Source organism: Kitasatospora sp. NPDC048194 (assembly GCF_043202455.1).
GTDB lineage: Bacteria > Actinomycetota > Actinomycetes > Streptomycetales > Streptomycetaceae > Kitasatospora.
In genome coordinates this window covers 46,766-69,771 of sequence record NZ_JBIDAK010000036.1, presented here as the reverse complement: position 1 = coordinate 69,771, position 23,006 = coordinate 46,766, and the positions used below count along the sequence as shown (strand labels likewise).

The 23,006-nt window shown below is 73.9% G+C and carries 20 protein-coding genes; 13 read left to right on the top strand and 7 right to left on the bottom strand.

Annotation, left to right across the window (positions count from 1 at the left end; all coding sequences use genetic code 11):
- Positions 1 to 25: 25 nt before the first annotated feature.
- The 5 genes from ACGF07_RS30580 to ACGF07_RS30560 all read left to right on the top strand — a co-directional run bounded on the left by ACGF07_RS30580 (position 26) and on the right by ACGF07_RS30560 (position 5,936).
- Complete coding sequence (locus tag ACGF07_RS30580) at positions 26 to 727, top strand: sigma-70 family RNA polymerase sigma factor (protein ID WP_392903984.1); 702 nt, start codon at positions 26 to 28, stop codon at positions 725 to 727.
- Complete coding sequence (locus ACGF07_RS30575) at positions 724 to 1,818, top strand: MerR family transcriptional regulator (RefSeq protein ID WP_392903982.1); 1,095 nt, start codon at positions 724 to 726, stop codon at positions 1,816 to 1,818. The genes ACGF07_RS30580 and ACGF07_RS30575 overlap by 4 nt, the downstream gene beginning before the upstream one ends.
- 153 nt (positions 1,819 to 1,971) lie before the next feature.
- Positions 1,972 to 3,465, top strand: a complete 1,494-nt coding sequence (locus tag ACGF07_RS30570; RefSeq protein ID WP_392903979.1) for an SDR family oxidoreductase — start codon at positions 1,972 to 1,974, stop codon at positions 3,463 to 3,465.
- Positions 3,466 to 3,703: 238 nt separating this feature from the next.
- Positions 3,704 to 5,023: a cryptochrome/photolyase family protein gene (locus tag ACGF07_RS30565; RefSeq protein ID WP_392903976.1), complete on the top strand. Its 1,320-nt coding sequence runs from the start codon at positions 3,704 to 3,706 to the stop codon at positions 5,021 to 5,023.
- Positions 5,024 to 5,330: 307 nt separating this feature from the next.
- Positions 5,331 to 5,936 (top strand): hypothetical protein, encoded by a 606-nt coding sequence (locus ACGF07_RS30560; RefSeq protein WP_392903973.1) that lies wholly within the window; start codon positions 5,331 to 5,333, stop codon positions 5,934 to 5,936.
- 289 nt (positions 5,937 to 6,225) lie between these two features.
- Here the strand turns inward: ACGF07_RS30560 and ACGF07_RS30555 are convergent, their stop codons facing one another.
- Together ACGF07_RS30555 and ACGF07_RS30550 are read right to left on the bottom strand one after the other, a co-directional pair.
- Complete coding sequence (locus ACGF07_RS30555) at positions 6,226 to 7,884, bottom strand: beta-1,3-glucanase family protein (RefSeq protein ID WP_392903970.1); 1,659 nt, start codon at positions 7,882 to 7,884, stop codon at positions 6,226 to 6,228.
- 235 nt (positions 7,885 to 8,119) lie between these two features.
- Positions 8,120 to 8,869, bottom strand: a complete 750-nt coding sequence (locus tag ACGF07_RS30550; RefSeq protein WP_392903967.1) for a FadR/GntR family transcriptional regulator — start codon at positions 8,867 to 8,869, stop codon at positions 8,120 to 8,122.
- A gap of 212 nt (positions 8,870 to 9,081) precedes the next feature.
- Between ACGF07_RS30550 and ACGF07_RS30545 the strand changes: the two genes are divergently transcribed.
- Genes ACGF07_RS30545 through ACGF07_RS30525 form a run of 5 tightly spaced genes read left to right on the top strand, consistent with a single transcriptional unit; the run spans position 9,082 to position 14,870 of the window.
- A complete protein-coding gene (locus ACGF07_RS30545) occupies positions 9,082 to 10,647 on the top strand; it encodes an amino acid permease (RefSeq protein WP_392903965.1) in 1,566 nt (521 codons plus the stop codon).
- Positions 10,644 to 12,002, top strand: coding sequence for a glutamine synthetase family protein (locus tag ACGF07_RS30540; RefSeq protein WP_392903963.1), 1,359 nt, complete (start codon positions 10,644 to 10,646; stop codon positions 12,000 to 12,002). Before ACGF07_RS30545 ends, ACGF07_RS30540 begins: the two co-directional genes overlap by 4 nt.
- Positions 11,999 to 12,727, top strand: a complete 729-nt coding sequence (locus ACGF07_RS30535) for a gamma-glutamyl-gamma-aminobutyrate hydrolase family protein (RefSeq protein ID WP_392903960.1) — start codon at positions 11,999 to 12,001, stop codon at positions 12,725 to 12,727. Before ACGF07_RS30540 ends, ACGF07_RS30535 begins: the two co-directional genes overlap by 4 nt.
- Complete coding sequence (locus ACGF07_RS30530; RefSeq protein WP_392903958.1) at positions 12,724 to 14,097, top strand: aldehyde dehydrogenase family protein; 1,374 nt, start codon at positions 12,724 to 12,726, stop codon at positions 14,095 to 14,097. Before ACGF07_RS30535 ends, ACGF07_RS30530 begins: the two co-directional genes overlap by 4 nt.
- A gap of 5 nt (positions 14,098 to 14,102) precedes the next feature.
- Positions 14,103 to 14,870, top strand: a complete 768-nt coding sequence (locus ACGF07_RS30525) for a 3-oxoacyl-ACP reductase (protein ID WP_392903956.1) — start codon at positions 14,103 to 14,105, stop codon at positions 14,868 to 14,870.
- 233 nt (positions 14,871 to 15,103) lie between these two features.
- Here ACGF07_RS30525 and ACGF07_RS30520 read toward each other — a convergent pair whose 3' ends face one another.
- From ACGF07_RS30520 to ACGF07_RS30505, 4 genes are read right to left on the bottom strand one after another with little or no spacing between them, the layout of a single operon-like run.
- A complete protein-coding gene (locus ACGF07_RS30520; RefSeq protein ID WP_392903953.1) occupies positions 15,104 to 16,291 on the bottom strand; it encodes an ABC transporter ATP-binding protein in 1,188 nt (395 codons plus the stop codon).
- A gap of 36 nt (positions 16,292 to 16,327) precedes the next feature.
- Positions 16,328 to 17,158: a carbohydrate ABC transporter permease gene (locus tag ACGF07_RS30515; RefSeq protein ID WP_350748454.1), complete on the bottom strand. Its 831-nt coding sequence runs from the start codon at positions 17,156 to 17,158 to the stop codon at positions 16,328 to 16,330.
- Positions 17,155 to 18,087: a sugar ABC transporter permease gene (locus ACGF07_RS30510; protein ID WP_350748451.1), complete on the bottom strand. Its 933-nt coding sequence runs from the start codon at positions 18,085 to 18,087 to the stop codon at positions 17,155 to 17,157. The genes ACGF07_RS30515 and ACGF07_RS30510 overlap by 4 nt, the downstream gene beginning before the upstream one ends.
- Positions 18,084 to 19,361 (bottom strand): ABC transporter substrate-binding protein, encoded by a 1,278-nt coding sequence (locus ACGF07_RS30505; protein ID WP_392903949.1) that lies wholly within the window; start codon positions 19,359 to 19,361, stop codon positions 18,084 to 18,086. The genes ACGF07_RS30510 and ACGF07_RS30505 overlap by 4 nt, the downstream gene beginning before the upstream one ends.
- Positions 19,362 to 19,559: 198 nt before the next feature.
- On the opposite strand from ACGF07_RS30505, the gene ACGF07_RS30500 reads away from it, so the two are divergent.
- The 3 genes from ACGF07_RS30500 (at position 19,560) to ACGF07_RS30490 (ending at position 22,095) form a co-directional block, all read left to right on the top strand.
- Positions 19,560 to 20,144 (top strand): TetR/AcrR family transcriptional regulator, encoded by a 585-nt coding sequence (locus ACGF07_RS30500; protein WP_392903947.1) that lies wholly within the window; start codon positions 19,560 to 19,562, stop codon positions 20,142 to 20,144.
- A gap of 71 nt (positions 20,145 to 20,215) precedes the next feature.
- Entirely contained in the window at positions 20,216 to 21,208 is a 993-nt protein-coding gene (locus ACGF07_RS30495) for a zinc-binding dehydrogenase (protein ID WP_392903945.1), read from the top strand.
- Between the two features lie 200 nt (positions 21,209 to 21,408).
- Complete coding sequence (locus tag ACGF07_RS30490) at positions 21,409 to 22,095, top strand: GPP34 family phosphoprotein (RefSeq protein ID WP_392903942.1); 687 nt, start codon at positions 21,409 to 21,411, stop codon at positions 22,093 to 22,095.
- A 415-nt stretch (positions 22,096 to 22,510) separates the two neighbouring features.
- Here ACGF07_RS30490 and ACGF07_RS30485 read toward each other — a convergent pair whose 3' ends face one another.
- Positions 22,511 to 22,909: a hypothetical protein gene (locus ACGF07_RS30485; protein WP_392903940.1), complete on the bottom strand. Its 399-nt coding sequence runs from the start codon at positions 22,907 to 22,909 to the stop codon at positions 22,511 to 22,513.
- Between the last annotated feature and the right edge of the window lie 97 nt (positions 22,910 to 23,006).

The following is a 23,006-nucleotide window of genomic DNA, read 5'->3' as shown; positions in this document are numbered from 1 at the left end:
GTCATGGCTGCGCGACGGTCGGACGGTGGAGGCATTCACCGACGGGCCGTTCGCCCCGCCCACCCCCGCCCGGATCGTCCGCCGAGCCGTTCCCGAGCCCGCCGACGGCGGGGCCGCCCGGCTGCGCGCCCTGGTGGCCCGCACCGCCCACGCCGACGAGCCGGCCTTCGAGGACCTCTACCGGGCCACGGCCGACACCGTCCACGGGCTCGTCCTGCGGGTGGTCCGCGATCACGCCCAGGCCGAGGAGGTCCTCCAGGAGACGTTCTGGCAGGTGTGGCGGGAGGCTCCGCGCTACCGCCCCGGGCGGGGCGAGGTCCTGCCCTGGATCCTCACCCTCGCCCACCGGCGCGCCGTCGACCGGGTCCGCTCCGCCCAGGCCGCCGCCGACCGCGACCGCGCCGTCGCCGTACGCGCCTACGCGCCGGTCTTCGACGAGGTCGCCGACCGGGTCGAGGGCAATCTCGACCGCGACCGCGTCCGACGGGCCCTGGCCGCACTGTCCGACGTGCAACGCGAGTGCCTGCTGCTGGTCTACTTCGGAGGCTGCACCCAGGCCCAGGCGGCCGCCGTCACCGGAGCGCCCCTGGGAACCGTCAAGACCCGCATCCGTGACGCCCTCTCGCGGCTGCGCCGCCACCTCGGTGACCTGCCCGAGGCGCCCTCCCTCCGGCACGCGTGCCCGCCGACCGGTCCGCGCCGCCAGGCCGTAGGCTCGCACCCGTGACCGCCCCGACCACTCCGACGGCTCGGAAGTCCCCCAACCCGCCGACGTCCCCGAAATCCCCGGCCCCTCCGGCCGACCCAGCCGACGCGCCCGACCCCGCGGACCCCGCAGGTCCGCCCGGTCAGTCCGGGCCCCTCGGCCTCGAGGCGCCCGGACTGACCACCGGAGCCCTCGCCCTGCGGCTCGGGGTCTCGCCCACCACGATCCGCTCCTGGGAACGCCGCTACGGCCTGGGCCCCGCGCACCGCGCCCCCGGGCGGCACCGCCGGTGGGAGCCGGGGGACGTGGCGGTGCTGGAGGAGATGTGCCGGCTCACCGCCCGCGGAGTGCCCCCGGCCGAAGCCGCCCGCGCGGCCCTGGCCGGAGCCCGGTCCACGCCCTCGACTCCCGCCCGGCCCTCGGCCCCGGAACCGGGGGCAGCGGTGTCGGCCCGCGGGGGCGCCACCCTGGGCGTGGGCACCGTCCGCCCCGAGTGCCGGGGCCTGGCCCGCGCCGCGGTGCGCCTCGACGCGCCCGAGATGGCACGGATCCTGCGCCGCACCGTCGAGGAGCTCGGCCCGGTCGCCGCCTGGAACGAGGTGATGACGCCGGCCCTCCGGGCGGTCGGACGCAAATGGGCCACCGAGGGCGAACGGTACGTGGAGGTGGAACACCTGCTGTCCTGGCACGTCGCCGTCGCGCTGCGCCGTGCCGCCGACCGGCCGGAGCCGCCCGGCGGACCGGCCGTGCTGCTCGCCGGCATGCCGGCGGAACTGCACAGCCTCGCCCTGGAGGCGGTCGCCGCGGGCCTCGCCGAACGTGGCCTGCCCTTCCGGATGTTCGGCCCCGCCCTGCCGCCCGACGCGCTCCTGGAAGCCGTCCGCCGCACCGGGCCGCCCGCCGTGCTGCTCTGGTCCCAGGCCGCCCGCACAGCGGACCGGGCCCTGGCCGGCTGCGTCGCCCGGGTCGAGTGGGGGCCGCCCGGCGCACGGCTCCGCCCCGTCGTCCTGGCCGCCGGGCCCGGCTGGTCCGGCCCGCGCCGCCCGCCCGGCGCCCTGCGGCCCCGCGACCTCGCCACCGCCCTCGACCAGCTGGCTGCCCTGCTCCGCTGACCGGAAGCCCCTCGCCCCCGCCCCGCCGCAGCCCTGTCCGCCCGGCTCGGCGCCCCCCGGCCCATCCGGGCACCCCTCCGCTCCGAATACCACGCGTCCCCCGTCCGTTGAAGGATGGGGGAGGTGAGGTGAGCTGCACGGAAGGAGCCGACGGTGGAGGACCGAATCCCGACCGGCGCGCGCTGCCTGGTCACCGGAGCCACCGGCTACATCGGCGGACGGCTGGTTCCCGAACTGCTCTCCGCCGGATACCGGGTGCGCTGCCTGGCCCGCGACCCCGGGCGCCTGCGCGACCAGCCCTGGCGCTCCGAGGTGGAGGTGGCGACCGGTGACGTCACCCGGCCCGAGACCCTGGCGGGCGCCCTCGACGGTGTCGACGTCGCCTACTACCTGGTCCACTCCCTGGGCACCGGGCGGGGCTTCGAGGACACCGACCGGCGCGCCGCCCGGTCCTTCGCCCGGGCGGCCGCGGAGGCGGGCGTCGGCCGGATCGTCTACCTCAGCGGGCTGGTGCCCTCCGGAGTCCCCGAGGCCGAGCTCTCACCGCACCTGCGCTTCCGGGCGGAGGTCGGCCGGGCCCTGCGGACCGGCGGCGTGCCCACCGCCGAACTGCGGGCCGCCGTCATCATCGGCTCCGGCTCCGCCTCCTTCGAGATGCTCCGCTACCTGACCGAGCGCCTGCCCGCCATGGTCACGCCCCGCTGGGTCGACACCCGCATCCAGCCCATCGCCGTGCGCGACGTGCTCCACTACCTCGTCGGTGCCGCCGCCCTGCCGCCCGAGGTCGACCGGGCCTTCGACATCGGCGGGCCGGACGTCCTCACCTACCGGCTGATGATGCAGCGCTACGCCAGGGCGGCCGGCCTGCCCCGCCGACTGATCGTGCCCGTGCCCGTGCTGTCCCCGGCGCTGTCCAGCCTCTGGGTCGGCCTGGTCACCCCCGTACCCGGACCGCTCGCCCGTCCGCTGGTGGAGTCGCTGCGGCACGAGGTCGTCTGCGGCGAGCACGACATCGCGCGGTGGATCCCCGACCCGCCGGCAGGGCTGACCGGGTTCGACCGCGCCGTCGAACTCGCCCTGCGCCGCATCCGCGAGGCCCGGGTCACCACCCGGTGGTCCTCCGCCTCACTGCCGGGTGCCCCCAGCGACCCGCTGCCCACCGACCCGGACTGGGCCGGCGGCAGCCTCTACCAGGACCTCCGCGAGCGACGGGTGGCAGCCGACCCCGCAGCCCTGTGGCGGGTCGTCGAAGGCGTCGGCGGCGAGAACGGCTGGTACTCCCTCCCGTTCGCCTGGGGCGTGCGCGGCATCGTCGACCGGCTGGTCGGCGGCGTCGGGCTGCGCCGCGGCCGACGCGACCGCGACCACCTGCGGGTCGGCGACGCCCTCGACTTCTGGCGGGTGGAGGAGATCGAACCCGGGCGCCTGCTGCGACTGCGGGCCGAGATGCGCCTCCCCGGCCTGGCCTGGCTCGAACTGCGGGTCACCCCGGACGGCGACGGCGGCGCCTGCTACCACCAGCGGGCACTGTTCCACCCGCACGGACTGGCCGGCCACGCCTACTGGTGGTCGGTGGCCCCCTTCCACGGCCTGGTGTTCGACGCGATGGCCCGCAACATCGCGGCGCGCGCACTCGGCGCCGCCTGATCCGTGCCCCCCGCGCTCGTGCGGGCCGTCCGACCGGCGACGGCGAAGCGGCCTGACCGCGGGGCGTGGCAGTCGTACCAATCCGCGATGCGCCCGGCTCCGAAGGACGTAGAGAGTGGGGAGGGTCCGTCCAGCCTGTCCGCCGCCCGCCTGTCCGTCTGCCCGTCCGTCCGGCCGGTCCCCGCCCCGACCGGGGAACCCGACCGCATCCGTCTCCGACATTCCCGAAGGCCCGCCGATGACCGTCTCGATCGCCCTGTTCACCCAGGACCTTCGCCTCCACGACAACCCCGTCCTGCACGCCGCACGTGACGCGGCGGACCAGGTGGTCCCGCTGTTCGTCCTCGACCCCGGCGTGGAGAAGGCGGGCTTCGCCGCGCCCAACCGGCAGGCCTTCCTGAGTGACTGCCTCGCCGACCTGGACGCCTCGCTGCGCCGGGCGGGCTCCCGCCTGGTCGTGCGCCGCGGCGGAACCGCCGAGGAGACGGCCCGGGTGTCAGCCGAGACCGGCGCCGCGACCGTGCACGTCGCCGCCGGGGTGAGCGCCTTCGCCCGCCGGCGCGAGGCCGGGCTGCAGGCACTGTTCGGGGCGCGACTGCACGTCCACGACGCCTCGGTGACCGTCATCCCGCCGGGCCGGATCGCCCCGGCCGGCCGCGACCACTACGCGGTCTTCACCCCGTACCACCGCGCGTGGCAGCAGTCCCCCCGCCGTACGGTGCTCGGCGCGCCCCGGGTGATCCGGACGCCGGAGGGCATCGGCAGCGAGAACCTGGTCGTCAGCGGCCCGTTCTCCCCGGGCCTCCTGCGCGGTGGCGAGACGGCGGCCCGGGCGCGCTGGCGGCGCTGGGACGTCGACGCCTACGAGGACGTGCACGACGACCTCGCGGCGGACTCCACCTCCCGGCTCTCCCCGTACCTGCACTTCGGCTGCCTGTCACCCACGGAGCTGACCGTTCGGGCCCTCGAGCGCGGCGGCGACGGGGCCGAGGCCTTCGTCCGGCAACTCGCCTGGCGGGACTTCCACCACCAGGTCCTCGCCGCCCGCCCCGACGCGGCGCACCGCGACTACCGCGGCAGGGACGACCACTGGCACCAGGACGAGGACGAGGCCGAAGCCTGGCGGCAGGGCCGCACCGGCTACCCGATCATCGACGCCGGGATGCGCCAGCTCGCCCACGAGGGCTGGATGCACAACCGCGCCCGTCTGCTCACCGCGAGCTTCCTCGCCAAGACGCTGTACCTGGACTGGCGGATCGGCGCGGCCCACTTCCTGTCCCTGCTGGTCGACGGTGACATCGCGAACAACCAGCTCAACTGGCAGTGGGTCGCGGGCACCGGCACCGACACCCGGCCCAACCGGGTCCTCAACCCGCTCCGCCAGGCCGACCGGTACGACCCCGACGGCGCCTACGTCCGCCGCTGGCTGCCCGAGCTCGCCCACCTCCCCGGCCCCACCGTCCACCGCCCGTGGCCGCTCGCCCCCGACTACCCGGAGCCGATCATCGCCCCGGAGGCCCTCGGTGTCCGGCTGCGCCGGGCGCGGGGCCTGGACTGAGCCCGTCCCTCCCCGCAGCGCGCGGTGACCTCGCCCGGGCCGTCGGAGCCCGGGGAGGTGGCTCGCTCAGGTGCACCACAGCAGGAAACGCGTGCAGCTCGGTGTGCCGCTTGCGTGCGGGGTGGCGGAGGGCGGTGGGACGGGGCCGGGGCCGGGGCCGCCCTCGACTACCCGGAGTCGATCATCGCACCGGAGGGCCTCGGTGTCCGGCTGCGCCGGGCGCGGGGCCTGGACCGAGCCCGTCCCTCCCCGCAGCGCGCGGTGACCTCGCCCGGGCCGTCGGAGCCCGGGGAGGTGGCTCGCTCAGGTGCACCACAGCAGGAAGCGCGTGCAGGTCGGTGTGCCGCTCGGGTGCGGGGTGGCGGAGGGCGGTGGGACGGGGCCGGGGTTCGCCCCCGTGGTGCTCGGGGAGGGTTTCGCGGGCGGGTCCGCCGGAGGACGGGAGGCGGAGGACGCGGGCGGGCCCGAGGGGAGCGCTGCGGTGGCGCTGCCGGACGGCTTCGGCCGGGTGGAGGTGGCCGAAGGCTGCGGGCGGGCCGCGGCCGTCGTGGTGGCCGGCGCCGGTGCGACGGGCGCGCCCGAAACGGCGGCGGTGTTCGGCGAGGGCGAGTCGGTGCCGGCGGAGGCGGGGGACACCGCGCCGTCCGAGTTGCCGCCGGCCAACAGGACGGTGGCCAGCCCGCAGACCACCACACCGGCGGCCGACGCGGCCAGGGCGGGCCGCCGGAACCGGCCGCCCCGCCGCCGGGTCGAGCGCCCTGGCGAGCGGCGCGGCGGCGCGGAGGCGGCGGACGGCACCTCGTCCGGGGTCGTGGCGCGGTGCACCGCGTCCCCGGCAGGGGTTTCGGCGGCCCGGCCGCAACCGGGGCAGGAGAGCGCGCCGTTGAGGTGGCGTCGGCAGGGCGTGCAGTAACTCATGGGATCTTTTCGGTAGGTGCGGCACGACCGGGATCCGGGCGGTGGCTGCCACGCCGCCCGCGGGCCGGGTCGGTCGGGTGCGAGCGTACGCAGACCGCCCGGGTTCGCGACACCCGGTCGATGCGAGGCTTCTGCGCAGGTCAGGTGTCGTTCGTGTGGCCGGCGCGCAGGTGAGGTCCGCCGCAGACGCGCGCGGGCGTGAGCGCGGGCGTGAGCACGGACGCAGGCGCGGAACGCGGCCGGCCGGACCGCGTTCCGCGCCGCGCCCGTCGCGCGGCCCGGGCTCAGCCGAAGGTGAACCAGTTGAGGTTGACGAAGTCGGCGCTCTGCCCGCTGGCGAAGGTGAGGTACACGGTGTGGGTGCCGGTGGTCCGGGCGATGTCGGCGGGCACCGTCCGCCAGGTCTGCCATCCTCCGGTGTTGGCGACGGCGAAGCTGCCGACCGGCGCGGCGGTCGGGCTGTCCAGCCGTACCTGGACCAGCCCGCTGACCCCGGGCGCGGCGCCGGAGGCGACCCTGGCCTGGAACCGGGTCGCGCCGGAGGCGCCGAAGTCCACACCGGCGTAGGCGAGCCAGTCGCCGTTGGCGATCCAGCCGACGTCCTGGCCGCCGCCGTTGTCGCCGCAGGTCTCCAGGGCGGTACCGGACTGCGCGGTGTAGGACTCGGCCTCGATGGTGCCGAACGCGCTCCGTCCGCCGCCGGGTTGCGGGGAGGGCCCGGGGTCGACCGGGCCCCGGCCGCCGCCGACGGTGACGGTGAGCAGGGTCGGGTTCGCCGACTGCACCCTGCCCTCGAAGTCCACGCCGGCCGGGTGGACGTCGTCGTACGGGAACGCGTAGCCGAGGTGGTCGGGGTTGGTCGCGTGCAGGACGCGGGCGTAGTGGTTGGTGCGCGCGGCGGTGTAGAAGGCGGCGGGGTTCTCGCCGTCCGGCTGGTGCGGGTCGTCCAGCAGGGTGGTGCGGTTGAGGGCGGCGGCGAGGCGCGCGCTGAGGTTGCCCATCAGGTCGTTGCCGGTGGTGAACGGCGCCGAACTGCAGTTGAACACGGCGGCGGTGGAGGGTTTGGCGAAGCCGCCGACGCCGGGGAAGGTGAGCACGCCGTTGCTGACCCGGCCGGTGACGGTGCCCCAGCCGGCCTGGGTGTCGATCACCAGGTCGGTGCCCTGGTACTTCTGCCACACGGCGGCGATGTAGCTGTCGAGATAACCGTTGAAGAGTGAAGGGTTGGCGCTGATCGCCGTGTTGGGGCTGAGGATGCGCAGGGTCCGGCCGGCGGAGTCCGGGACGATCAGCCGGGCCCAGTCGCCGCCGTCGGCGGCGGCCTGCGCGCGCAGCGCGTTCGCGGCAGATTCCAGGCCGCCGGCGGGCAGGCCGCTGACGCTCTGCCGCCCGTTGCCGGTGGTCAGGTCGAAGGCGATCGGGACGGCGGCGAAGTCGACGTAGCTGATGTTGGCGTACAGCTGGTCCGGCCCGTAGGTGAACTCGCAGAACCCGTACGAGGTGGCGATGTTGGGGTCGGTCGGGTTGCTCACCGAGGGCAGGGCGATGCCCGGCCCCGGGTTGATCAGGAAGACCAGTTCGTGACCGACGGAGAAGTAGATCCGTCCGCTGGAGAGGTACGGCAGTCGGATCCGCCGCGGGGTGCCGCCGGGCGCGGCCAGGGCGATGGCGCAGTCGGCGCCGAGCGGTGCGCCCGGAGCCGTGGGGGAGGGCGGGTGGTAGAGCGTGCTGCCGTCGGAGCGCAGGAAGGCCCAGCTGTTGCCCTGGGCGGGGTCGAGGCCGAGGACGTAGGCGTAGACGGGCTGGGACGACAGGGTGTTGACGAGGTCGACGTCGAGCCGCTGCGGTGTGGTGCTGCCGTCGGCGGTTTGCGACAGGGCGAAGAGTGCGGGGGCGGTCAGGGCCGCGACGGAGGCGCCGAGGATGGTCCGGCGAGTGATCACGGGAGGCTCCGGGAGCGGTGGGGGAGGGCGGGCGGCGCGGACTGCGCCGTCCGGCTGTCACCCTTCCGCTCGGCGGTGAACACGTCAATATCTGTCACCATAAATGGTCCTTAAGCCCGAGCGCGTTCACTTCTTGAAGACTGCGCGGTCTTGAATACTGCGCAGTCTCGAGGACCGCGCGGGTCGTGAAGACTGCGCGGCCGGTCCGCCCGTCGAGCCGGACCGTCCCGGAGGTTCAGGCGAGGAAGCCCCGCAGCAGTGCGGCGGTGGCGGCGAGGTGTTCCTCGGTGGCGCGTCGGGCGGCGTCACCGTCGCCGGCGAGGATCGCCCGGACCATCGCCCGGTGCTGCTCGGCGGCGTGCTCGATGTTCCGGTCCAGCATGGGGATGGCGTTGAGCAGGTCGTTGAGGCGCATCCGGGCCTCGGCGATGGCCGCGGCCAGGGTCGGGGAGCCGGTGAGTTCGCCGATCGCCAGGTGGAAGCGCGAGTCCAGTTGGCGGTACTGCTCGGGCGGGGCCCCCTCCAGGTCGGTCAGCCGGCTCTCCAGGTGGGCCCGCTGGTCGGGGGAGAGGGGGTGGCGGGCCGCCGCCTCGGCGGCGCCGACCTCCAGGACCTGGCGGTAGGTCAGCGCGTCCTCCAGTGCGCCGCCGAGGTCGCGGGCCGCGCGGCGCAGGTCGGCGACGTCCGGCGCCGGCATCCGGTAGGTGACGAAGGTGCCGCCGTACCGGCCGCGCCGGGGCTCGACGCAGCCGGCCTGCTGGAGCGTGCGGAGCGCCTCGCGTAGGGTCTCCCGGCTGACACCGAGCCGGGCGGCGAGGTCCCGCTCGGCGGGCAGTCGGTCGCCGAAGCCGAAGACGCCGAGCTTGATCGCCTGGAGCAGCCTCTCGACGGTCTCCTCGAAGGCGTTCCCGGTCCGGACCGGCCGGAAGATCGCGCCCGCCCGCCAGTCCAGCCGCGCCCGCTCACGTGTTTCGTCCGCGTCCACGCCGGAATCGTACCTACGAACGGGTTTCCGGATTCGTCCCCCGTCGCTCTTGACGCGGCCCGGATCCAGCCGGAACGATGCTGCTCACCCACCCAATGGACTGATTCCAGACCATTGAAGAGCCGTCCGACCGTCGAACCCGTCGGGGGGACCCTGCCACGCCGTCGTGGCCGGGTGGCTCCCCGGCACACCCTCAACCCCCAGGGGTGCCCATGACCGACGCACGCTCACCCGACCACCCTGCCCCCGAACGGTTTCCGGAGCCCACCGCCCCCGTTTCGGCCGACGAACAACGACTCCGCGAGCTGGGCTACACCCAGGAACTGGCCCGCTCGATGTCGGGCTTCTCCAACTTCGCCGTGTCCTTCTCCATCGTCTCGATCCTCTCCGGCTGCCTGACCCTGTACGGGACGGGGATGAAGACCGGGGGCCCGGCCCTGATCATCTGGGGCTGGCCGGTGGTCGGCCTGCTGACGCTCTGCGTCGGGCTGGCGATGGCCGAGATCTGTTCCAGCTATCCGACGGCCGGCGGGCTGTACTACTGGTCCGCCAAACTGACCCGCAGTCGGGGCCCGGCCTGGAGCTGGTTCACCGGCTGGTTCAACTTCCTCGGCCAGGTCGCGGTGACCGCCAGCGTCGACTACGGCGCCGCCTTCTTCACCAACGCCTTCCTCACCCTCCGCTTCGGCGTCGAGGCCACCCCCGCGCACACCATGGAGATCTTCGCCGTCATCCTGCTGGTGCACGGCCTGCTCAACACCCGGGGCGTGCGCCTGGTCGCCGTCCTCAACAGCGTGTCCGTGTGGTGGCACCTGGTCGGTGTCGCGGTCATCGTCGGCGCGCTCGCCGTGCTCCCCGACCGGCACGCCTCCGTGTCCTTCGTGCTCACCGAGTTCGTCAACCAGACCGGCTTCCACAGCCAGTTCTACGTCGCCATGCTCGGCCTGCTGATGGCCCAGTACACCCTCACCGGCTACGACGCCTCCGCCCACATGACCGAGGAGACCCGCGACGCCGCCCGTTCCGGACCGCGCGGCATCGTCAACGCCATCACCGTCTCCCTGGTGGCGGGCTGGATCCTGCTGCTCGGCATCACCTTCGCGATCCGCGACTACGACGGCGCGCTCGCCAGCGACACGGCCGTGCCACCCGCGCAGATCTTCATCGACGCGATCGGCGACGGAGGCGCCCAACTGCTGCTGCTCATCGTCATCGGCGCCCAGTTCTTCTGCGGCATGGCCTCCGTCACCGCCAACTCCCGCATGATCTACGCCTTCTCCCGGGACGGCGCGCTGCCCGGCTCCCGCCTGTGGCACCGCATCGACCCGCGCACCCAGACCCCGACCAACGCGGTCTGGCTCGCGACCGGCGGTGCCCTGCTGCTCGGGCTGCCCGCGCTCTGGAACAGCACCGCCTACACCGCCGTGACCTCGATCTCCGTCATCGGTCTCTACATCTCCTACGTCATCCCGGTGTACCTGCGGCTGCGTCAGGGCGCGGACTTCCCGCGCGGCCCCTGGCACCTGGGCCGGTGGAGCCGCCCGGTCGGCGTCGTCGCGGTCGCCTGGACGGCGGTGATCACCGTCCTGTTCATGCTCCCCACCGCGAGCCCGATCACCGCCGAGAGCTTCAACTACACCCCCGTCGCCGTGGCCGTCGTGGTCGGCTTCGCCGGCCTGTGGTGGCTGGCCTCCGCCCGGCACTGGTTCACCGGCCCCCACGTCCACGGCACACCGCCCGCCCCTGACGCCCGGGACACCGAACTGGAGGCCCGATGACCACCCCCCGGCTCACCCTCGACGAGCTGCGCGCCCGCGTCGCCGACGGGTCCGTCGACACCGTCGTGCTCGCCATGACCGACATGCAGGGGCGCCTCCAGGGCAAACGCGTCGCCGCCGAGTACTTCCTCGACGACGTCGTACCCGGCGCGGCGGAGGGCTGCGGCTACCTCCTCGCCGTCGACGTCGAGATGAACACCGTCGACGGGTACGAGATCTCCTCCTGGGACAACGGCTACGGCGACCTGGTGCTGCGCCCCGACCTCGCCACCCTGCGGCCCATCCCCTGGCACCCCGCCACCGTCATGGTCCAGTGCGACGTCACCCACCACGACGGCAGCCCCGTCGCCGTCTCCCCGCGCCAGGTCCTGCAACGGCAGCTGGACCGGCTGGCCGGCTACGGCTGGCAGGCCCACGCCGCCACCGAGCTGGAGTTCATCGTCTTCCGGGACAGCTACGAACAGGCCTGGGACAAGGACTACACCCGGCTCACCCCGGCCAACCAGTACAACGTCGACTACTCCATCCTGGGCACCGGCCGGATCGAGCCCCTCCTGCGCCGGCTCCGCAACGACATGGCCGGCGCCGGCCTCACCGTCGAGTCCGCCAAGGGCGAGTGCAACCTCGGCCAGCACGAGATCGCCTTCAAGTACGCCGACGCCCTCACCACCTGCGACAACCACGCCGTCTACAAGACCGGCGCCAAGGAGATCGCCGCCCAGGAGGGCTGCAGCCTCACGTTCATGGCGAAGTACGACGAACGCGAGGGCAACTCCTGCCACATCCACCTGAGCCTGCGCGACGAACAGGGCGCCCCGGTGTTCCCCGGCGACGGTCCGCACGGCTTCTCCCGCACCATGGAGCACTTCCTCGCCGGACAGCTCGCCTGCCTGGCCGACTTCGCCCTGCTGCTCGCACCCACCGTCAACTCCTACAAGCGCTACGTGCCCGGCAGCTTCGCGCCCACCGCCATCGCCTGGGGGCGCGACAACCGCACCTGCGCCCTGCGCGTGGTCGGCCACGGCCCGTCACTGCGCTTCGAGAACCGCGTCCCCGGCGGCGACGTCAACCCGTACCTCGCGGTCGCCGCCCTGATCGCCGCCGGACTCCACGGCGTCGAGCAACAGCTCGAACTCGAAGCGGAGTTCACCGGCAACGCGTACGCCTCCGCCGCGCCCCGGGTGCCCTCCACCCTGCGCGACGCGGTCGACGCCTTCGAACGCAGCGCCGTCGCCACCGCGGCCTTCGGCAAGGACGTCGTCCGGCACTACACCCACGCCGGACGCGCCGAACTCGCCTCCTACGAGCGGGCGGTGACCGACTGGGAGCGGCGCCGCGGATTCGAGCGGCTGTGAGCCGCGACGACGGCCGACGACCACTGATCGGCATCACCGCCTACCAGGACGACGCGGCCTGGTCCGTCTGGAACCAGCGCGCCGCCCTGGTGCCCCAGACGTACGTCGACGCCGTCGCACGCGCGGGCGGCACCCCGGTGCTGCTGCCACCGCAACCGGGCGGGGTCGACCACCTGCTCGACGCCCTGGACGGGCTCGTCCTCGCCGGCGGACCGGACATCGACCCGGCCCGCTACGCGGCGCCCGCCGATCCGCGCACCGGCCCGCCCCACCCCGCCCGCGACGACTGGGAGAGCCGGCTGCTCGCAGCCGCCCTCGCCCGCAACCTCCCGCTGCTCGGCGTCTGCCGCGGCATGCAACTGCTCAACGTCGAACTCGGCGGCACCCTCCGCCAGCACCTGCCCGACGGAAGCCACCAGATCGTCCCCGCCCGCTTCGTCCGGCACCGGATCGGCCTGGTGGACGGCAGCAGCCTCGCCGCCGTCCTCGGGCCGGCCGCCGACGTCTCCTGCTACCACCACCAGGCCGTCGACCGGCTCGGCACCGGCCTGCGGGCCACCGCCTGGGCCGCGGACGGCACCGTCGAGGCACTCGAACTGGGCGGCCACCGCTTCGCGGTGGGCGTCCAGTGGCACCCCGAGACCGACCCCGACGACCTGCGCCTCTTCGAAGCCCTGCTCACCGCCGGCCGGACCACACCCACGCACAGGGAGACAGCTCCATGACCGAACCGGACCTCTTCGAGGTCGTCAACCCCGCCACCGAGGAGGTGATCACCACCGTCGAACTGGCCGGCCTCGCCGGAACCGATGCCGCCGTCGCCCGCGCCCGCGCCGCCTTCGACACCTGGCGCCGGGTGGCCCCCGCCGACCGGGCCCGGCTGCTGCGCTCCTTCGCCGCCGCCGTCGACGCCGACCGCGAACACCTCGCCGCACTGGAGGTCGCCAACGCCGGCCACACCATCGGCAACGCACGCTGGGAGGCGGGCAACGCGCGGGACGTCATCGAGTACTACGCCGCCGCGCCGGAGCGGCTGTTCGGCCGGCAGATCCCCGTCGCCGGCGGCATCGACGTCACCTTCCAGGAACCGATCGGCGTGGTCGGGGTCATCGTGCCCTGGAACTTCCCGATGCCGATCGCCGCCTGGGCCCTGGCCCCCGCGCTGGCCGCCGGCAACACCGTCATCGTCAAACCGGCCGAGCTCACCCCGCTCACCGCCCTGCGCCTCGGCGAACTCGCCCTGGAGGCCGGGATCCCGGAGGGCGTGCTCCAGATCCTGCCCGGCCGCGGCCCGGTCGTCGGGCAGCGCTTCGTCACCCACCCCGACGTGCGCAAGGTCGTGTTCACCGGCTCCACCCGGGTCGGCAAGGAGATCATGGCGGGCTGCGCCGCCCAGGTGAAGCCCGTCACCCTCGAACTCGGCGGCAAGAGCGCCAACATCGTCTTCGCCGACGCCGACCTCGCCAAGGCCGCCGCCACCGCGCCCTACGCGGTCTTCGACAACGCCGGGCAGGACTGCTGCGCCCGCTCCCGGATCCTCGTCGAGGCATCCGTGCTCGAGGACTTCCTGGCGCTCCTGGAGCCGGCCGTCCGCGGCGTGCGGGTCGGTGACCCGACGGACGAGAAGACCGAGATGGGCCCGCTGATCTCGGCCGCCCACCGGGCCCGGGTCTCCTCCTACGTCCCGGACGGGTCGGCCGTCGCCTTCCGCGGCAGCGCCCCCGACGGGCCGGGCTTCTGGTACCCGCCGACGGTGCTCGCCCCGGTGCGGCACGACGACCGCGCCTTCACCGAGGAGATCTTCGGGCCGGTCGTCGCCGTCGTCCCCTTCCAGGACGAACAGGACGCGCTGCGGATCGCCAACGCGACCGAGTACGGGCTGTCCGGCTCCATCTGGACCAGGGACCTCGGGCGCGCCCTGCGGGTCTCGCGCGGCGTCGACGCCGGCAACCTGTCCGTCAACTCGCACTCCTCGGTGCGCTACACCACGCCGTTCGGCGGGTTCAAGCAGTCCGGCCTCGGTCGCGAGCTCGGCCCGGACGCCCTCGACGCCTTCACCCAGACCAAGAACGTCTTCATCTCCACGGAGGAGTGATCAGCATGACCCAGCGACTCGACGGCCGGGTGGCCGTCATCACCGGCGCGGGCAGCGGCATCGGCCTGGCGACCGCCCGCCGTTTCGCCGCCGAGGGCGCCAAGGTGGTCTGCGTCGACCTCGACGCGGAGACCGGGGCCAAGGCCGCGAACGAGGTCGGCGGCCTGTTCGTCGAGGCCGACGTGACCGACGAGCAGGCCGTGCGCGACCTCTTCCAGCGGGTGGTCGACGAGTACGGGCGGCTCGACATCGCCTTCAACAACGCGGGCATCTCGCCGCCGGACGACGACTCCATCCTCACCACCGGCCTGGACGCCTGGAAGCGGGTCCAGGAGGTCAACCTGACCAGCGTCTACCTCTGCTGCAAGTACGCGATCCCGCACATGCAGCGCCAGGGCAAGGGCTCGATCATCAACACCGCGTCGTTCGTCGCGGTGATGGGCGCGGCCACCTCGCAGATCTCCTACAGCGCCTCCAAGGGCGGGGTGCTGGCGATGTCCCGCGAGCTGGGCGTGCAGTTCGCCCGCGAGGGCATCCGGGTCAACGCCCTCTGCCCCGGCCCGGTGAACACCCCGCTGCTGCGGGAGCTGTTCGCCAAGGACCCGGAGCGGGCCGCCCGCCGACTGGTGCACATCCCGCTCGGCCGCTTCGCCGAACCCGAGGAGATCGCCGCCGCGGTGGCCTTCCTCGCCTCCGACGACTCGTCCTTCATGACCGCCAACACCTTCCTCGTCGACGGCGGCATCTCCGGCGCCTACGTGACGCCGCAGTAGCGGGGGCCGCCCCCGGAGGACGCCGAGCGCGGGGCCCCCCCCCGCCCGGGGCGGGGGGGGGGGCGGGCCCCCGGGCGCCCCCCCCGGGCCGGGCCCCCCGGGGCCGGGGGCCTCCCCGGGCCCTCCGGCCCCCCCCCGGTGGGGGGGCCCCCCCCGGGGGCCCCCGCCGGCCCCCCCCCCCCCCCGGGGGGGGGGGGCGCGCGCTCGGCGCCGGGTCCTCGACCCGGGCGCGGTCACCGCGGGGCGTCGGGCACGCGGGTCAGGTTGGCCCCGTTGCGCAGGTCGAACACGTGGAGGCGGGAGGTGTCGATCGCCAGGTCCAGGCGGGCGCCCTCGGTGGCGCGGGTCGCGGTGTTGAGCCGGGCGACGATGCGGTGCTCGCTCATGCCGGTGTCGGCGCGGCCGGAGTCGACGGCGATCTCGGCGAGCTCCTCGGAGTGCGCCGGCCCGCCGGCCTCGGTGAAGTGCACGTACACGTCGGAGCCGACGGATTCCCGGACGTCCACGGTGACGGTGCACACGGAACGCTCGTCGTGGCCCTCGACGAGGGCGGCGTCCTCGAAGTCCTCGGGGCGGATGCCCACGATGACGTCGCGCGGCGCGTCCGCCCGCTCCAGCGCGCGGCGCGTGCGGTCGTCGACGGGCAGGTCGCCGAGGGAGGTGCGCAGGGCGCCGTGTTCCAGGGTGGCGGCGAGGAAGTTCATGCCGGGCGAGCCGATGAAGCCGGCGACGAAGAGGTTCACCGGCGTGTCGTAGAGGTGCTCCGGCGAGCCGACCTGCTGGACGACGCCGGCGCGCATGACGACCACCCGGTCGCCGAGGGTCATCGCCTCGACCTGGTCGTGGGTGACGTAGACGGTCGTGGTGCCCAGGCGCCGCTGGAGGGCGGCGATCTGGGTGCGCATCTGGACCCGGAGCTTGGCGTCGAGGTTGGACAGCGGCTCGTCCATCAGGAACGCCTTGGGGTCCCGGACGATGGCGCGGCCCATCGCGACGCGCTGGCGCTGACCGCCGGAGAGGTTGGCCGGCCGGCGGTCGAGGTGCTGGGTCAGGTCGAGGATCCGGGCGGCCTCCTCGACCTTGGCGGCGATGGTGGCCTTGTCCACCTTGGCGAGGCGCAGCGCGAAGCCCATGTTGTCGCGCACGCTCATGTGGGGGTAGAGCGCGTAGCTCTGGAACACCATGGCGATGTCGCGGTCCTTGGGCGCCCGGTCGTTGACGACCTGTCCGGCGATGCGCAGGGTGCCCTCGGTGATGTCCTCCAGCCCGGCGATCATGTTGAGCGTGGTGGACTTCCCGCAGCCGGAGGGGCCCACCAGGATCACGAACTCCCCGTCGGCGACGGTGAGGTTGAAGTCGTGGACGGCGAGCGCGCCGTCGGGGTAGCGCTTGGTGATGCCGTCGAGGACGATCTCGGCCACGGTCCGCCTTCCTGGTCCCGCCCGGTGGGGGCGGACTCATCCCTTGACTGCGCCGGCGGTGAGGCCGGCGACGATACGGCGCTGGAACAGCAGGACGAAGATCACGATCGGGATGGTGATGACCACCGCCGCGGCGGCGATGGACCCGGTCGGCTGCTGGAACTGCGAGCTGCCGGTGAAGAAGGCGATGGCCGCCGGCACCGTCCTGGCCGAGGTGGTCGAGGTCAGGGAGATGGCGAACAGGAAGTCGTTCCAGCAGAAGATGAAGACGAGGATGCCCGTGGTGAACACGCCGGGCGCCGCCAGCGGGGCGATGACCAGCCGGAAGGCCTGCCACGGGGTGGCGCCGTCCACCTTGGCCGCCTTCTCCAGGTCCCACGGGATCTCGCGGAAGAACGCCGACAGCGTGTAGATCGCCAGTGGCAGCGAGAAGGTCATGTAGGGGATGATCAGGCCGCCCCAGGTGTCGAAGATCCCCAGCACCCGCTCGATGTTGAACAGCGGGGAGACCAGAGAGATCGGCGGGAACATGGCGATCAGCAGCGAGACGCCGATCAGCAGCCGCTTGCCGGGGAACCGCAGCCGCGCCACCGCGTAGGCGGCCATGGTGCCGAGGACGACGGCGACGGTGGTCGCGATCACCGAGATGCCGATCGAGTTGACCAGCGCGCGGGTGAACTCGGAGGTCCGGAAGATGCCCCGGTAGTTCTCCCAGGTCCACTTCCGCGGGATGAAGTCGCCGTCGGTGAGGGTGCTCGGCTCCTTGAAGGAGAGCGCCACGATCCACCACACCGGGAACAGCGCGTACAGGACGACGACCAGGTTGGCGATGCCCCAGCTGGTCAGGGTGCGGGTGCGGTTGCTCATCGGCGCTCCGGCTCGCCACCCGGCGCGGCGGCGCCGAAGACCTTGATGAAGACGAAGGCGATGACGGCCACGCAGAGGAAGATCAGCACCGAGATGGCCGACCCGATGCCCAGGTTCAGGGCGGTGAACAGGTTGTCGTAGCCGAGGATCGACACCGATCCGGTGTCGTTGGAACCGCCGGTCAGCACGTAGATGTTGTCGAACACGCGGAAGGCGTCGAGGGTGCGGAACAGCAGCGCGACCAGGATCGCCGGCTTCATCAGGGGCAGGACCACCAGACGCAGCCGCTGCCAGAACGTCGCGCCGTCCACCATGGCCGCCCGGACGGTCTCCTCCGGCACCAGGGCCAGCCCCGCGAGCAGCAGCAGGGCCATGAACGGCGTGGTCTTCCACACCTCGGCCAGGATGATCAGGCCGATCGCCTGCCACTGGTCGGTCAGCGGGGCGCTGCCCTCCGGCAGGAGCGCGGCGAGGTAGCCGACGCCGGGCGTCCAGGCGTACTGCCAGGAGTAGGCGGCGACCACGGTGACGATGCCGTAGGGGACCAGGACCGCGGTGCGGACGGTGCCGCGGCCGAACGCCGCGCGGTGCATCACCAGGGCGAGGGCCAGGCCGATCACCAGCTCGATCGCCACCGAGACCACGGTGATCAGCACGGTGACCCACAGGGCCTGCCACCAGAACTTCGAGGTGAGCACCGCGCCGTAGTTGGCCAGTCCGACCCAGTGCGCCTGCTGGGGGAACCGCAGGTCGTAGCGCTGGAGCGAGAGGTAGATCGCGTAGACGATCGGGTAGGCGGTGACGGCGAGCATCACGAGGGCGGCGGGCGCGCACAGCAGCAGGCCGAGCCGGCGCTCCTGGCGGGCGCCCTCGGAACGCTCGGCGACCTTCTTGGCGGCGGGATCGCCGAGGGCGGTGGCAGGTGTCACGGGATCAGCCCCTTGGAGCCGAGCGCGTCCTGGATCTGCCGGCGGACGTCGGCCATGGTGCTCTCCGGTTGGATGTCGGCGGGCGGGGAGAGGGCGTGCGAGATCGCGATGGAGACGTTCTGGTACGCGGGGGTCTGCGGCCGCACGCTGGCGGTGTCCAGCGCGGCCAGCACGTCCGCGGCGAACGGATAGCTCGCGGTGAGCTCGGCGGCCTGGTACAGGCTGCGCAGCGACGGCGGCAGCCCGCCCTTGAGCGCGTTGGTGAGCTGGTTCCCGCGGTCCCGCAGGCACAGGGTGGCCTCGAAGGCGAGGTCCGGGTGCCGGCCGTACGCGCCGACGGCCAGGTCGATCCCGCCGATGGTGACGGTGGCCGGCCGGCCGGGCAGCACCGCCGGGTAGGGCGCCCAGCGGAAGTGCTTGAACAGCTCGGGCTGGTTGGCCTTCATCGACGGGTAGACGAAGGGGTAGTTGAGTTCGAACGCGGCCGTTCCCGACTCCATCGCCAGCCGGTTCTGGTCCTCCATCTGGTTGGGCAGCGACGGGTCGGCGGCCGCCGAGGTCGCGGTGTCGTGCATCACCTGCGCGGCCAGCACCGCCGGGGCGCCGAGCGAGGGTGCCTGCGCGTCCGGGGTGAGGACGGAGCCGCCCGCGCTGGTGACCAGGGTGTTGAACCACACCGTCAGGCCCTCGTACTGGGCGCCCTGGATCTCGACGTAGTGCGGCTTGCCCGCCTTGGCCAGCGCGTCCGCCTGGGCGAGCATCTCCGACCAGGTCCCCGGCGGGTTCGGCACCAGGTCGTCCCGGTACCAGAGCAGCTGGGTGTTCGAGTTGTACGGCGCGGCGAACAGGCGGCCCTGCCAGGTCGCGGTCCGTACGGCGGCGTCCAGGGTGTCCGCGGTGGCCTGCTCCTTCATGGCGCCGGTCCACTCGCGGATCCAGCCGGCCTCCGCGAACTCCGCCGACCAGGTCACGTCCAGGCCGAGGATGTCCACCCCGGTGTCGTGCGCGGCCATCCGGCGCACGAGTTGCTGCCGCTGCCCGTCGGCGCCGCGCGGCAGCTTGTTGTAGTTGATGGTGTACCGGCCGCCGGACTGCCGGCCGCAGCGGTCGGCGGCCTGCTGGAGCGCGCCGGAGTCGTCCGGGAAGTTGTACCAGTTGAGCGTGACCGGTCCGCCGTGTCCGCTGCTCCCGCAGCCCGCCAGGGCCTGCGCGAGCACGAGCAGGCCCGCGGCGGCGGTGGACCACCGTGAGCGGAGGGCGCGGGTACCCGGCATCGCTCTCCCGGATCTGTGGGGGACGGACCGGACGACGGTAGCCGGGCGCGGCGCGGCGGTGCTCCGGCGGCGGACCCGCCACGCGGGGCGGCCAGCCGAACGGAGCAGTACCCGACGGGTGGTCACGGGCCCGGCTCGTCGGGGCCGGAGGCGCGGAACGCCCTTGTTCTTGAATGGGTGTTCAGATATGGTTCCCGCATGCCCAGACCCCGAGAGTTCGAGCCCGACGCCGTGGTGGAACAGGCCATGCTGCGCTTCTGGTGGCGGGGCTACCGGGCCACGTCCGTCGAGGACCTCGTCAAGGCGACCGGGGTGAAGCCCGGCAGCCTCTACAGCGCCTTCCCCGGCGGCAAGCACGCGCTGTTCCTGAAGTCGCTGGAGCGGTACTCCAAGCTGGTCGTTCCGCAGAAGCTGGGCGAGCTGGCGGCGCCCGGCGCCTCGCTGGCCGCGCTGCGCGGCTACTTCGACGGGCTGGTGCAGGACCTGCTCAGCACGGAGGGCCGGCAGGGGTGCCTGCTGGTGAACACCGCCATCGAGAACGCGGCCGAGGACGACGAGGCGGCCGCCGTCGTGCGCGGGCACCTGGCGCGCCTGGAGGCCTGCATGACCACCGCCCTGCGCAACGCTCGCGACGCGGGCGAGGTGCGGGCCGGCGTGGACCCGGCCGGCAGCGCCAAGGTGCTGGTCGCGACCTGCCAGGGGCTGATGGTCGTCGGGAAGGCGAACCCCGACGCGGCGGTCCTGCGCGCCATCGTCGACAACGCCTTCGCCGTCCTCGTCTAGGCGCTCGTCCCGAGGGCCACCGCACGCGGTGGCCCTCTTGTTCGGCCCGATAGTTGAACCACTATTCAAGAATGGATCCGTCCATGAAGGCCATCGTCATCTCCTCCTACGGCGCCCCCGAGGTCCTGCACCTCACCGACCTGCCCGACCCCGTGCCCGCGCAGGGCGAGGTGCTGATCAGGGTCAGGGCGTTCGGTCTCAACCACGCCGAGGCGTACATGCGCGCAGGGGCCTGGGGCGAGGTCGCGGCCGTCCCCGGCATCGAGTGCGCCGGTGTGGTCGAGGCCGACCCGTCGGGCCGACTGGCCCCCGGGACCCGCGTCGTCGCGATCCTCGGCGGCATGGGCCGCACCCGCAACGGCAGCCACGCCGAGCTGGTCACCGTACCGGCCGCCAACGTGGCCGCGGTGGACTCCCCGCTGGGGTGGGCCGACCTGGCGGCCGTCCCCGAGGTCTACGCGACGGCCTGGTACGGGCTGTTCGGCAACCTGGGCCTGCGCCCCGGCGAGCGCGTCCTGGTGCGCGGGGCGACCTCCTCCCTCGGCCAGGCCGCCGTCAACCTCGCCGTCGACCACGGCGCGCGCGTGCTCGCCACCACCCGCAACGCGGCGCACGCCGCGCTCCTGAAGGAGCTCGGCGCCGAGGACGTCCTCGTCGACGACGGCCACCTGGCCGCGCAGGTCGACAAGGCGACCGCCCCGGTCGACGCGGTCTTCGACCTCGTCGGCAACAGCGTCCTGCGGGACTCCCTGGCCACTGTCCGCCCGCGCGGACGGGTCTGCCAGCTCGGCTTCCTCGGAGGCTTCGAGCCGGTGCGCGACTTCGACCCGATCGCCGACCTTCCGACCGGTGTCCAGCTCAGCTTCTTCGGCAGCGCGTTCGTCCTGGGCACCCCCGAGTTCCCGCTCGCCGAGGTCCCCTTGCAGGCGATCTACGCCAAGGTCGAGTCCGGGGCCTTCCGGGCGCGACCGGTGCGGGTCTTCCGTTTCGACGAGATCGTCGAAGCCCACCGGGTGATGGAGGCGGGCGGCGCGCTGGGCAAGATGGCCGTCACCGTGGACTGACCCCGGGTGCCACCCCGGATCCGTGCGGGCGGGTCCGTCGCTGAGGGGGCGACAACTGCCCGCCCGCGCCGCGCCGGCCGTCGGGAGCGGCGCGGGGAACCGAGCCGCCCGGGTGGGCGTTGCTGGCTGAGGACACCCGGGCGCGCCGGCTGGCAGGCGCGCTGCGGGTGGCCGGTTCGCACCAGGGAAAGGAATGGCACATGCACGTCACCCTCGCCGAGGAGCTGATGCTGCTCTCGCTGGACGACGAGTCCGGTGTGGCGAAGGACGGTTCGGGCGCCGGATGGGCGGTGGCGGGAGGGCTCCTGGCCGACCTCGCGCTGGCCGGCCGGGTCGCGCTCGACGGCGGCCGGATCAGCGTCACCGACCGGACCCCGACCGGTGACCCGCTGCTCGACGAGCGGTTGGAGCGGCTCGTCGAGTGGGTCGGGCGCAAGGGCCCCGACAGGGCGAAGGCGACGGACTGGCTGACCAAGGACCACGCCACGGCCGTCCGGGCCACCGTGCAGCGCCTGTGCGAGCGCGGCCTGGTCGTCGAGGAGCGGCACCGGCTCCTCGGGCTGTTTCCGGTCCGGCGCTACCCGGAGGCGGACGGCTCGGTGGAGCGCGAACTCCGGGGCCGACTGGCCGCCGTGATCCGGCACCATGAGACGCCCGACGTCCGCACCGCGACCCTGATCGCGCTGCTGCACGCTGCGCGGCTGCACGGTCTGGCCTTCGCCGACCTCCCCCGGGCGCGGGTCGAGCTGCGCTTCGCGGAGATAGCCGCGGGCGACTGGGCGGCGGAGTCCGTCGGTCAGGCGATCCGGAACATGCACGTCGCCGTCGCGGCCATCGCGGCGGCGACCGTCGCCACCACCACGGCCGCCGTGACCGCCGTGAGCTGACGGGCGCCGACCCGGGGCCCGGTCCCGGCGGGCGGCCCCGGCCGGCTGCCGGGAGCCCGCCGACCCGGGATTTCCGGCCAGGTCGGGTTGTCCGCTGCCGCCCGGTAGCGTTACGTGGATATGACATGTACGCTGCGTGTCGCTGGTAGAACAGAGGCGGGCCTGGCCGCCACTCCGTGGGGGGAGTCACGTCCAGGCCCGGTCGCCGGCCAAGGGCCCGGTTGCGCTCGTGGGGGAGCTTCAGCCGGGCCCGTCGGTGGGCTATCGACGGTATGCCCAGTCCGACGGTGTTTCAGTCATGACAACCCGGACGGCATCGGCCGCTCGTCCGGCCGGGCGGGGCGCCGCCTCGGCGGCACCGGTCCCGTTCCGGAAATCCTCAAGCACCGGGTGCGTCAAACGCGATGACGGATCATCAGCGCGCCGGGTGCGAGGCGGCGGAGCCCGGGCGGTGCTGGAGGTCCACCGGGTTCTCGGCATCGGCCGGTGGCGGGCTGGCGGCGGCGCTCGTCGCCGTGGGCGGATGGCTCCGGTTGGAGGCGGGTTCACCGGACGGTGCCCCGCTCGGCACGGCGGGGCGGCCGGCCCCGGTCGGACGGACAGCCGGCGCGGTGACCGCCGGGGAGGCGTCCGCAGCAGAAGCCGGCTGGCCGGCTGCGGTGGTGGGCGTGGGGCTCGGAGCGCCGGTCGCATCCGCGGGTGCGCTCCGGCCGGGCGAGGACGGTGGGGTCGAGGTGCCCGCTCCGGACGTGCAGGCTCCGGTGGCGAGGCCGAGGAGCAGGACGGCGGCCACGACGGCGGCGGGTCGGTTCATGGCGGGAGCCTCCGGTGTTCTGGTGTCCAGCTGACATCCGTCCACCTTGGACGGCACCGGCGAAGCGCTGGTTCCGGCCTGCGCCGACCTCTCGGCG